Genomic DNA, 11739 nt, shown 5'->3' on the forward strand with positions numbered 1-11739 from the left:
CCCAAACTAGAGCTACAACGAAGGCTTAAAGCCAGACCCGACCATTTTATGACAGCAGAAATGCTCGATAGCCAACTAGCAGCATTTGAAGCAATTGGTGCAGACGAATCGATCTCGACGATCGATCTAGCGAATCCACTCGCACCCGATGAAATTATTAGCAAATTAGCCCAAGAATTTCCGAGTATCAATAGGCCGTGGTGGCAGCGATATGCCGAGTAAAATCGATCGGGATCTGCACTACCCGCCCATAGCTAATCCTGCCAGATAGCCAGTCGTCCAAGCACTCTGAAAGTTAAAACCACCAGTCACCCCGTCTATATCTAGAATTTCGCCGGCAAAATACAAACCAGGACAAACTTTGCTTTCCATCGTTTGGAAATTTACCGACTTGAGATCGACACCGCCACAGGTGACAAATTCTTCCTTAAATACGCCCTTGCCGGCGATCTGATACTCGCCACGATTGAGTTCGTTAATTAATCGATCGAGTGTTTTATTTGCTAATCCCGCCCATCTGTCGCTCGGTTGAATGCCGATATAACTAGTCAAAGATTCCCACAAGCGGTGGGGAATCGGCACAGGACAACTATTCTGGATCGTTTTTTGAGGTAACTGAGCTTTGACTGCTAAAATCAGTTCTCGCAACTTGTCGGGGCGATAATCGGGCAACCAATCGATCGAGAGTGTCATTTGATAACGAGATTCCGCTAGCGATCGCGCGCCCCAAGCCGATAATTTCAGCACGGCGGGGCCGCTGACACCCCAATGGGTAATGAGGAGTGCGCCGGTTTGAGTTAAGGCATTTTTACCTGTTCCAGCTAACTTGACAGTCGCAGCTTTGACGCTCACGCCAGCCAGATTTGCCAAACGCGGATCGGGGATATTGAAGGTAAATAGCGATGGGACGGGAGTTGCGATCGAGTGTCCTAATTGTTGCGCCCACTTGTGGGCACTGGGATTGCTACCTGTCGCGAGCAAGACTCGATCGGCGGTTAATACCGTCCCCGATTTGAGAGCTACCGACCAGCCGGATGGCTGTTGGGGGCTAATTTCGGCCACGGCTTCACCCGTCCAGATTTTGACACCAGCCTTCGCTGCTGCGTCCATGAGACAACTGACGATCGTCTCCGAGTCGTCGGTAGTCGGAAACATCCGCCCATCGGCTTCGGTTTTGAGCCGGACGCCACGCGCGGCATACCAAGCGATCGTATCTTGCGGCTGAAACCGCGTGAAAGCACCCCGCAATGCTTTATTGCCGCGTGGATAATGCTGCACGAGCGCAACGGGATCGAAACAGGCATGAGTGACATTACATCGACCCCCACCAGATATTTTGACCTTAGCCAGAGGCGATTTGCCAGCTTCGAGCAAGGTAACGCGAGTATCGGGATAAGTTTGCGCGCAGGTAATTGCCGCAAAGAAACCCGCCGCGCCACCGCCGATAATGATAATTTGGGACACGGGATAGGGGATAGGGGATAGGGGGTAGGGATTAGGGGACTGGGGGACGAGGGGACTGGGAGACTGGGAGACAGAACGGAGGGACGATTGTATAAATACAATCTATCCATTATTCACTATTCCCTATCCCCTATCCCCTACCCCCTAATTTAAGCTCCATGCGCGCGGGGATCTTCGCTGCGAACATCGCCGCTGGGGACGACTTTGGGGGTGAATTTGGAGACTTCGCCAGTGGTGGTGGTGGCGGTGTCGGCGAGGGTCGCTCCGGCGATCAGAGCGGTGAGTTTAGTTTCGAGAATTTGGCGGGGTTGTTCGCCGATCGCTTCAGCGAGGACTTTACCCTTACTATCGAAAAAGACAAAGTGGGGAATGCCGTCAACGCGGTATTTAGTCACTTCTGGGAGCCACTTGGTGTTATCGACATTGAGCATCGAGAAGTTCATCCGATCGCCAAATTGGGATTTGATGGTGGCTAAATCTGGAGCCATTGCTTGGCAACTGGTACACCAATTGGCATAAAATTCCATCAAGGTGGGCTTACCATTGCTTAAGGCGATGTCGATCGGTTGTGCCTGAGTGGCTTGGGCTTCAAGGCTAGAGCCAAAGTTTTGAGATCGCACGCCTAAGGCGAGGGCAATCGCGAGGACGATCGCAATTGTCGCGATCGCAAAGTTGCGCATTCGATTGGGAGCGGGAGCGGATTGCATATAAATAAATTTAACTGATGAGATGATTCTGTAAGCTCAATATATCGTGCCTGTCACTAGTGTAAAACCCGATCTAGTAGTTTGGAGATCGGATGGTAAACTAACGTCAGTTCGTCTTCACGAATATTGACTGCTCCGGCCCCCCACCGCTTAAAATCGGGGCTAGTCCGATCCCAAACGCAGGTTAAACGATCGACTCTCGTCCTGATGTGTCGAACTAGGCGGGAACATCCCACTTGCACATCGCGGTCTTTTACTCTCGTCAACTGGTACTCAAACTGGAGTTTGAGCCGCAACTGTTAACTGTCAACGATTTAAAGATGTTGTCCATCCCCACTTTCGCCGAAGCCAACCACGAGATTTTACAATCTTTAGCCGATCGTAGCGATCGTGAGTTAGTCGGCTTGCATCAGCTCCATCCCGAACAGGGTAAATTTTTCACAGCATTGTTTTGTCGCTATGGCGCGATCGTCCATAGTGTCGTCCAACAAGCGGTAGAGTCCCAAGCTCAGGCAGATTACCTGTTTGCGATCGCTTGGCGACAAATTTTTGCCGAACTCGGACGGGTGCAACTGGCTACCGATCTCGAAGCGACAAACTGGCAAAGTTGGTTGATGGATATTACTGGCAGCACGATCGATCGGGTGGAAGTTCCCACTGCAAGCCACATTCGCTCCACTTTAGCCGAAGCACCGCCACCACTGAGATGTTATCTCGAACGCGGACTCGACGCGATTCCGCCACTATCGCGGTTGATTGTGGTGATGACCGAAAGTCTTAAATGGAACGAGCAGCGGATTTCTGCATACCTGCAAGGTGAAGGCCAAAAAATTTCGACTGGGGAGATTCCCACCTATTTAGCCGCAGGCTACGAACAGCTCGAAGCGGCGGTTCCGAACGACATTCGGGATATTTATCTACATAAAGACTTGTGATACTAGCTCAAGCCCTTGTCGCCATCACTCCGCCAGAGCCAGCGGCGATGGCGGGGTGATGGCGACGGGACTTCGCTTATATAGGGGATCCGCAGGAATTGGAATTACGATCGAGACTTAGATCTGAATCTGACTGTATTCGGGATCGGCAGCGATTGTCTCGACTAACCACCGATCGAATAATTCATTCAAAATCTGCTGATGCAGTGGTGCGTCCAATTTTGGTTCGACGATCTCCTCGACTTGAATCAGATGAATGCCCACCGCAGTCACGATCGGTTCGAGTAGTTGGGGCTGCTTGATGGCAAAAATAGCGGCAGCTAGTTCGGGGCGCAGTTGTTTGCGGACGACCTTACCGACGTAGCCACCGCGCCGCCGGAGTTCGGGGGCGGTAATATATTGTTGTGCCACATCCGTAAAACTGAGATCGCCCTCTTGCAAGGAGTAGTAGATTTCCATTGCCAGCTCGTAATCTTCTAAAATCACTTCATAGATCGTTGCAGTGCAATAATCGAGTAAGTTTTGGTAGAATAATTTCTCGACTCGATCGCCGAATAAATGCTGGGCTAGTCGCTCAGACAACAGATCTTGAGTAATGATGTCTTCAAAATCATCGAGTGAAAGAAACCTTTCGTCCAACCATTTTTTAGTAGCTTCGGTGGTTTCTAACTGATGGAAGAGCCGAAAGCGATCGGCTGCGGCTTGCAAGTCTTCAACAGTGGGACTGATGCCAGCTTGTTTGACTTGGCGTTCGATCGTTTTGCGGCGGATAACGCCCCGCATGAGTTCGGGGATTTTGCCCTTCAGTTTGGCTTCATAAATCAAATCTCGATCGCTAATCTTGGAACTGGGATCGATATTTACATTTGCTACCATTATTGACTCTACTTACTCGCGCTAACTAAAACTTATTTTATAGAAACAATGTTCGGTATTAATTAGTCGATCGTCGTAATTTCTGGCGCGAACTAGCGACTGCCATTATTCAGCTTCCGGAACGGGTCGAGAATAAAATCGATGATGCGGCGATTGCGAATCACGATTTCTGCCGTTGCTGGTTGACCTGATTTGAAGGGAATACACCTTTGTTCGTGCTTGATGCACGATCGACCGAGTTGAACCTCTATATCATAACTAGCAACGGTACCACCTGTTGCTCCCTGGCTGAGTTTAGAGGTGGGCGCGATCCAAGCCAATTTTCCGGGCACGACATCATAACTTTCAAACGGAAATTCATCGAACTTGAGTTTGACATCTTTTTGAACGTTGCTCGCAACTTGAGCTGTGTCCGGAGACGAACGCAATGATTCACTTTGGTTGGCGGGAATTTCACCTTTAAAAATCAGATCGCCTGTCGCCGGGGCAATTTCCGCTAGGAGCTGCTTGGGCTGAACGACTGAGCCTTCACGCGCGATCGGCAGATCGAAAATTGTGCCGTCGAGATCGGCTTGGATCGTATATTTTTTGAGTTGAGCCAATAGCGATTGCCCCTGCGCGCGATCGCGCTCGATCTCTGATTTCAAGGTCGCAATTTGGCTCTGAATTTCTTTGAATTGTTGCTCTGTTTTCAGTACGGCAATATTGCCACCTTTAGTTAAACTTTGAGCACCGCGTTGTTGTTCGGTAATTCTTAATTTGGCTTGAGCGATCTCTGCTTGATTTTTAGCAATGACGCTTTGATAGCTTTCCTGTTGTTCTTTTAGTCTCAGCTTGGCTTGCGCGACATCCGACTGACCCTGTTGCAGCAGTTTTTGGTAATTTTCGCGTTGTTCTTTGACGCGCAATTTTGCTTGCTGGAGACTGGCAAAAGCTTGGGTAAACAGTTGGTTTTTTTCCAGCGCAACACTGCCTACTTCTCTAGCCTTGACTTCCGAAATCGCGCCGGTTTCATAGAGTCTTTGATAGCGCAGCCGTTCGTTCTGAGCGTCTTTAAACCGATTCTGAGCGATGAGATGGTTGGTTTGGGCATCGACTACCGCTTGCTCGGCTTGGCGCACTTGCGTGAGCTTTTCGGCCTTCTGGAGATTGTCACTGGATTGACGATCGACTAAGGCTTGTTTGGCTTGGTTGAGCTGGGCTAATTTCTCCGCAATTTGATTGTGAGAATTAGCGGCGAGGGTGGCGAGACTTTGTTGGGCTTGGGCGATTTGGGATTGTTTTTCGAGGAGCTGGGCTTGATTTTGCTGCTGTTGGGCACTCGTTCCCAAACCAACTTGATTTTCAATGGCGAGCAATCGATCTAGTTGTTGTTGTTCGCCATTAAGTTTGAGCTGATTTTGGGAAATTTGTTCGCGCACATTGCGAGCATCGAGTTCCATAATGACCTGTCCGGCTTTCACGAGATCGCCCTTTTTGACATAAACTTTGAGAACGGCGACGCTGCCCTCAATATCGGCTTCGCGTTTGAGGGTAGATCCTTTGGCTTCTAATCGCCCGCGCGCGATCCCGATTTCATCCATCCGGTACAAACACGCCCACGGAATCGTTATTCCCAAAAAGATTATCAGCAAATATAACAAGCCCCGCGTCCAGGGCAGCGGCATCATATCGATTAATTCTTTGGCAGAATTCGACCAATCATTGAGTTTTGTGAGGCTAGTCTGGGCGATCGACGTGACGAATTGACTGGGAAAATTATCGTTAAACCGATCTCGATCGATCCGACTAATTGCCGAATTTTGGAGCGTAAAGCGATCGTCTTTGGGATTCACAGCCAGCTGACTGGGACGATTGCGGGGCTGGCGATCGCGTACGGCGCGAATTTTGCTAGCGATGTCCTCGATATTGCTTTTATCGATAAATTCTTTGATGCTAGGAATCGCCGGACGATCGGCTCGATCGTCGATCGAACTGCTGAGAATAATGATGTCGATGTGGGGGTATTCGTGACTGATAATGCGCGCGGTTGCCCAACCATCGAGATGAGGCATATCGAGATCGAGTAAAATCGTATCCGGCTGCAAATATTCGAGTTGCTCGATCGCACTATCCCCATCTGTCGCGATGCCGACGATTTGAATATCTCGATGTGGCTGGAGAATCTCCTTGACTTTTTCGCGGACAACTCGCAGATCGTCAACTAAAAAAATTTTGATAACTGGTGTTGAGGACTGATTAGCAAGCATAAGAACGGTTTAAAAATTGATAATTGATAATTGATAACTGCCTTTTATATTAAGCTTAGAGGATCGAATTAGTCAGGTAAATCCTTTTGATTCGCCTTAAATAATCCAGCTTTATAACCTTTTCAGTATTAAATATTGCGATCGGTAGAGATTGGAATCTAATCTTGCAGGGTGACTACTTGCTGCTGATTTAAATGATAGTATGTACCGCGCTTGGCCATCAATTGATGATGGTTGCCGCTCTCAATTAATACACCTTTGTCGAGCACCAGAATTAGATCGGCATTTTGCACCGTCGAAAGGCGATGAGCGATAATAATCGTGCTGCGATTGCGCCGAATCTTCTCTAAATTACGTTGAATGATTTGTTCTGATTCGGTATCCAAGCTACTAGTTGCTTCATCAAAAACTAGGAGCCGGGGATTATTTAATAAGGCGCGGGCGATCGCCAGTCGTTGGCGTTGTCCGCCCGATAACATGCTGCCACCTTCACCAATTTCGGTGTCGTAGCGCATCGGCATCTTATTGATAAATTCATCCGCACCAGCGAGTTCGGCAGCCCGCTGGATTTGTTCGGAACTAGCTCCTGGCATCGCTAGGGTTAAATTGTCCTTGACAGTGCCACCAAATAAAAATGTATCTTGATCGACAACACCAACTTGCGATCGCAAGGAATGCAAAGAAATAGTCGAGAGATCTTTGCCATCGATGTCGATCGAGCCACTAGTCGGTTGATAGAGTCCTAAAATTAATTTAGATAGGGTCGTTTTACCAGAGCCACTACGACCCACTAGCGCGATCGTTTGCCCCGGTTGAATCTCAAAATTAATATTTTCGAGAATATTGGCATCGGCATCTTTGTTATAGCGGAAAGTGACATTCTTGAATTTGACATAACCTTGGAGTTTGCCGATCGGTTGACGGCGATCGTCGCGGTCTTCTTCCGGTTTAGCTTCAATCACATCGCACAACCGTTCGATCGCGATCCCAACTTCTTGTAAGCTATTCCACAGTCCGGCCAAGCGTTGAAAAGGGCTAATCACGTTAGCCGAGAGCATATTAAACGCAAATAATTGACCGATCGTAAATTCGCCGGAAATCACCAACGATGCCCCGACCCAAATTAGTGCCGTGCTGCTAATTGTATTAATCGTCGAGCTAATCATCTGGATTTTAATCCCCATAATTTGGCCGCGATAGCTTTGCTTGATTTCTTTGTTCAAGCGTTCTTCCCAGTTCCAGCGGACGGATTTCTCCACCGACATCGATTTGACCGTCCGTACGCCATTCAGGGCTTCGATCAGATAACTATTTTCGGCATTTGAAGCATTAAAGATTTCCCGCGACATCTTTTTCAAAAATGGCGTCGAAGCAAAGGTCAAGATCAGAAACGGCGGAATCGAAATCAGCGTTACCAGTGCCAACTTCCAACTATAGATAAACATTAGCGTGGCATAGACAAACACCGACATCAGATCGAGCAGTACGCCCAAAGATTGCCCGGTGATAAAACTTTGAATCTTATGATTTTCTTGGATCCGCGAGATAATATCCCCAACGTGTCGCGAATCAAAATAACTCAATGGCAAACTAAACGTATGGCGAATAAAGCCAATCACTAGCGCGGCATCGATCCGGTTGGCAGTCTGCGCCATTAAATATTGTCGCAAGGCAGTCATTCCAATCTGGAAGCCGCCAAAAATTAGCAACCCGACGCCAAACGTCGCCAGACTACTATCAGATTTGTGAATGATCGCTCGATCGAGAATGAGCTGCGTAAAGATCGGTGAAATCAGCCCAAAAATCTGGAGCACGATCGACGCGATAAAGATCTCGGCAATTACCGTCCGGTGCGGCCTGACGAGCTGAAACAACTGCCAAAAATCCGTCGATTGCCCTGGCGTCTGTTTGAGCGCAAGGGTGGGTTCGAGCAGCAGACAATAACCCGTCCAACCCTGGTTAAATTCGGCATGGGTCAATTTGCGCTGGCCGATCGCGGGGTCGCAGATAATCGCATGTTGGGGGGTAATCTCGAAGACGACCACATAATGTTTGCGCTCCCAGTGCAGGATGGCCGGCAACTGTTGGTTTGCCAATCGATCGAAACTAGCTTTGACTGGACGACTATTAAACCCCAGACTCTCCGCCGCAGTCGCCAATCCTTTGAGCGACGCGCCATCGCGACTGACATACGCCAGTTCGCGGAGCCGATTGATATTAAACTCGCGCCCCCAATACCGACCGACCATCACCACACAAGCGGCACTACAATCGGAGGCACTTTGTTGAGCGTAGAAGGGATAAGCATGGGTAACTTTTTTCCACCATTGTCCGAGCTTTTGACTGGGAGTCGGGAAATAAGCTTGCTTGAAGCGATCGGGTGCGACTGGCGGGGGAACTGCGGGAGCTGCGGCACTTGACGGCGCGCTCGGTACGCTCGTACGCAAGGGGACATCGACTAGTGGCAGGCGGGGCTGTAGCCCCCGCTGGGGCTGGTGTAGAGCCGATGGCTCGCGATCGCCACTGAGGATGGCTTCGAGGTGGCGCGCACGCTCGGATAAACGATCTTGGATCGCTGGATATTGATGCCACCAAGACTCGATACAGTCTCGATCGATAAATCCCAGCAAGATTTCTGTCCCGCCGACGACGAGCGCGGCTTTAGCGACGTAGTGACGCAAATCGTCAGTCGGGAACAGCGTACTCGCCCCAAAACTTTTGCCGACAGTTAGGGTCGCAATCCGCTGACCCTGAAGATCGAACAGCCGCACTTTGCCTGCTAGGACGATATAAATGCCCGGATTACCGTCGCGAGATTGCCAAAAGCTCGTGCCGGGAACGATCGACAGCACCTGTGTCTGCGCTTGAATTTTTACCAGATCTGGGAGCGCGATTTCTGTCCCGAGTGCCTGTACGAGTAAATCGCTGGCAACGGTTACAACAGGCGGAGTTTGAGCCATAAATCACCAGAAAATAGTTAACAAAAACAGTTAATGTCGCCAGCAACACGACCGATCGAATGCCGATGTGATGTTTGATTCGATCGCGACGGAGTTGCTATCGCTTGCCAGTCGCTATTCTGGCTGTAGCTGCCGAGCGGACAGATCGGCAATCTTCAAATTCCGCGAACCAAGCGGCTGGTGTTGTTGACACTCCACAAGATCTGTTAACTTATCGTCAACTCGGATATCGCCAATCAACCGATTGATGTGCCGAGCACTCAACCCAATATCAAATTCTTGGCACAGATGGTTGCTCAACCACTGTCCCGTCCAGCGTGAAAATGGATAGCCTAAGTCTTTGGGATTGGTGATGACTAATTGTTTGAGGCGGTTTAAATAGTCCGATGTGACGGTTTTGGGGCGACCGATCGGCTGGGTTTGCCAATTGTGAGCTTGACCGGATTTGGCAACGAAGATCCAATGTCTGGCTGTCAATGGCGAACAGCTCAACATCCGACAGATTTGGGTTTGGGTTTTGCTCTCATCGGCTAAGAGCATGATTTCGATTCGCTGCCGATATTCAGGAATTACCTCGATGCTAAGTTGTTTTTCTAGTAATTGACGTTGAAATTGAGTTAGATATTTGATACGCAACTCCTCTCTACCGAGCTGATTAATTTGAGTCATAATAATGCTGCCAAACTCTGATAATCTGGCAGTATTTTAGGCGATGTTTCAAGCTATTACCTAAGCATTTTACTATTTCTTAATTTTAAGATTAACTAATGTTAAATATTTTAGGAGTCGATCTAAGAAAACTTTGTCAAAAAAGATTGCATTTTTATCTGACATCGGCAATAATGCTGAATTTGGAGCGACCTCATCCCCTAAATCGCAGATTTGGTACTGCGATGGCCAGTGTAGCTGTTGCAATGAAAATAAAAAGAAATAAGCTATCCTAGACTAGATGAAGTCCAAGATCTGACTCCGATCGATGCATAGTCAGGCAACCTCTCTTGAGTTTTAAAATGAGAACTATCTTAGATACAAGTAATGTCTTTGAATATTTAGCAAAGATAAAATACTGCGATTTGGCCGATTGCAATACTAGCAAGATCGCTATAATTAATGCCAAAAACTTTAATTTAGCGATCGAATTTAGTGACGGCAGACACTTATTAGTCAAACAAGAACGGTTGCCAGATCCAGATAATGCTTACGGAGAGTTGTGGACGGCTTGGCAAATGCAGCGGCTAGTCGAACATTTTGCCGATTTTGGCGAGCAGATTAGAAATTTTTTACCAAAGTTGCTTCACTTCGATCCGGACAACTCAATCTCGATCGTGGAATACGCCAGCGATTATGGCGATCTATCCGACTATTACGCGCAGGGCAATCGATTCCCAATCGAGATCGCTAAATCGATCGGTCAGCTCCTCGGCACCATTCACAGTCAAACATTCGAGCGCATAGATTACCAGCAATTTTTGCATCCCGATGCTGCTACGACGATAGATAAAGGCTATGCCGATGAGATTATTAAACGGTTGGGACGGATTACGCCGCAAATCTTGCGAGTCGTGCCGCAAGAATGCCTGCAATTTTTCAAACTTTACCAACGTTTCCCGAGTTTATCGCGGGCAATCGTCGAGCTGCGCGATGCGATCGCACCGAGTTGTTTAGTACATAACGATCTGAAAATTAATAACATTTTGCTAGATCTCGACTGGCAACAACCCGGATCGCCAATAATTCGCCTGATCGATTGGGAAAATGTGGCGTGGGGAGATCCCGCCTTCGATCTCGGCTGTATCTTAGGTAGCTATTTAGAAATTTGGTTGAATGGATTAGTCATTAGTAATACGCTCACTATTAATGAATCATTGCAGTTAGCCACGACACCTTTAGAGTTACTGCAACCATCCCTATCAGCACTAACAAATGCCTATCTGGAGAATTTTCCCGCAATTATCGACGTCCGTCCCGACTATCTCGATCGAGCGATCCAATTTGCCGGTTTATCGCTCATTCAACGCGTTGAAATTACTATTGACGAGCATCGGGTATTTGGCAATCGGGGGATCGTCATGCTGCAAGTTGCCAAACAAGCAATTTGTACCCCGCAGGCAGCAATGAAGACCTTATTTGGCAATTCTCAAAGTTAAAACTTAATGATGAAATTAGCAACAAACAGCCTTCATCCTTGCCCATAGACGGGATTTACCGAGTTTTTAGCAAATCATTCAGTCAGTAATCCCATGTCAAATTCGCAACAGCTATTCACAGATCTAGTCGAAAGCATTGCGATCGACGAAAAATTCACCGTCTCCCATCCCGACTACCCAGCACTCGAACTGCGATCGGATCTAGCGGCTAACTTTCCCGATCTACCAGCACCGCTCCAGCTCAAATATCTAACTACTCAAGTCCAGCATTATCTCTACGATATCTACTTTAGTCATAGTTTAAGGAGTCTAGCCGAGCTAGCGATCGCCGCCCAACGGCCAGTTACCATTAAAAATAATCTGCTTAATGGTATTGATATCGATTTTTGCCAAAGCCTCTC

At 48.2% G+C, this 11739-nt stretch carries 8 protein-coding genes and 2 pseudogenes; 4 read left to right on the plus strand and 6 right to left on the minus strand.

The window, feature by feature from the left end; genetic code table 11:
• Positions 1-222: pseudogene (locus tag RMO84_RS05450) on the plus strand (gluconate kinase); the annotation flags it as partial.
• Positions 223-240: 18 nt separating this feature from the next.
• On the opposite strand, the gene RMO84_RS05455 reads toward RMO84_RS05450, so the two are convergent.
• Together RMO84_RS05455 and RMO84_RS05460 are read right to left on the minus strand one after the other, a co-directional pair.
• Complete coding sequence (locus RMO84_RS05455) at positions 241-1464, minus strand: NAD(P)/FAD-dependent oxidoreductase (RefSeq protein WP_310487462.1); 1224 nt, start codon at positions 1462-1464, stop codon at positions 241-243.
• A 149-nt stretch (positions 1465-1613) separates the two neighbouring features.
• The gene (locus RMO84_RS05460) at positions 1614-2171 is read right to left on the minus strand and encodes a thioredoxin domain-containing protein (protein ID WP_310487463.1); all 558 of its coding nucleotides are present in this window, start codon (positions 2169-2171) and stop codon (positions 1614-1616) included.
• Between the two features lie 236 nt (positions 2172-2407).
• On the opposite strand from RMO84_RS05460, the gene RMO84_RS05465 reads away from it, so the two are divergent.
• Entirely contained in the window at positions 2408-3106 is a 699-nt protein-coding gene (locus RMO84_RS05465) for a sigma-70 family RNA polymerase sigma factor (protein ID WP_310487464.1), read from the plus strand.
• Between the two features lie 117 nt (positions 3107-3223).
• Here RMO84_RS05465 and RMO84_RS05470 read toward each other — a convergent pair whose 3' ends face one another.
• The 4 genes from RMO84_RS05470 to RMO84_RS05485 form a co-directional block, all read right to left on the minus strand.
• A complete protein-coding gene (locus RMO84_RS05470) occupies positions 3224-3982 on the minus strand; it encodes a peptidylprolyl isomerase (protein ID WP_310487465.1) in 759 nt (252 codons plus the stop codon).
• 92 nt (positions 3983-4074) lie between these two features.
• Positions 4075-6231, minus strand: coding sequence for a response regulator (locus RMO84_RS05475; RefSeq protein ID WP_310487466.1), 2157 nt, complete (start codon positions 6229-6231; stop codon positions 4075-4077).
• A gap of 158 nt (positions 6232-6389) precedes the next feature.
• Entirely contained in the window at positions 6390-9191 is a 2802-nt protein-coding gene (locus tag RMO84_RS05480; RefSeq protein WP_310487467.1) for a peptidase domain-containing ABC transporter, read from the minus strand.
• 114 nt (positions 9192-9305) lie between these two features.
• On the minus strand, positions 9306-9860 hold the full coding sequence (locus RMO84_RS05485) for a hypothetical protein (RefSeq protein ID WP_310487468.1): 555 nt from the start codon (positions 9858-9860) through the stop codon (positions 9306-9308).
• A gap of 341 nt (positions 9861-10201) precedes the next feature.
• Between RMO84_RS05485 and RMO84_RS05490 the strand changes: the two genes are divergently transcribed.
• On the plus strand, positions 10202-11338 hold the full coding sequence (locus RMO84_RS05490; RefSeq protein ID WP_310487469.1) for a phosphotransferase: 1137 nt from the start codon (positions 10202-10204) through the stop codon (positions 11336-11338).
• A 93-nt stretch (positions 11339-11431) separates the two neighbouring features.
• Positions 11432-11739: pseudogene (locus RMO84_RS05495) on the plus strand (hypothetical protein); the annotation flags it as partial.

Source organism: Chamaesiphon sp. VAR_69_metabat_338 (assembly GCF_031423935.1).
Lineage (GTDB): Bacteria > Cyanobacteriota > Cyanobacteriia > Cyanobacteriales > Chamaesiphonaceae > Chamaesiphon.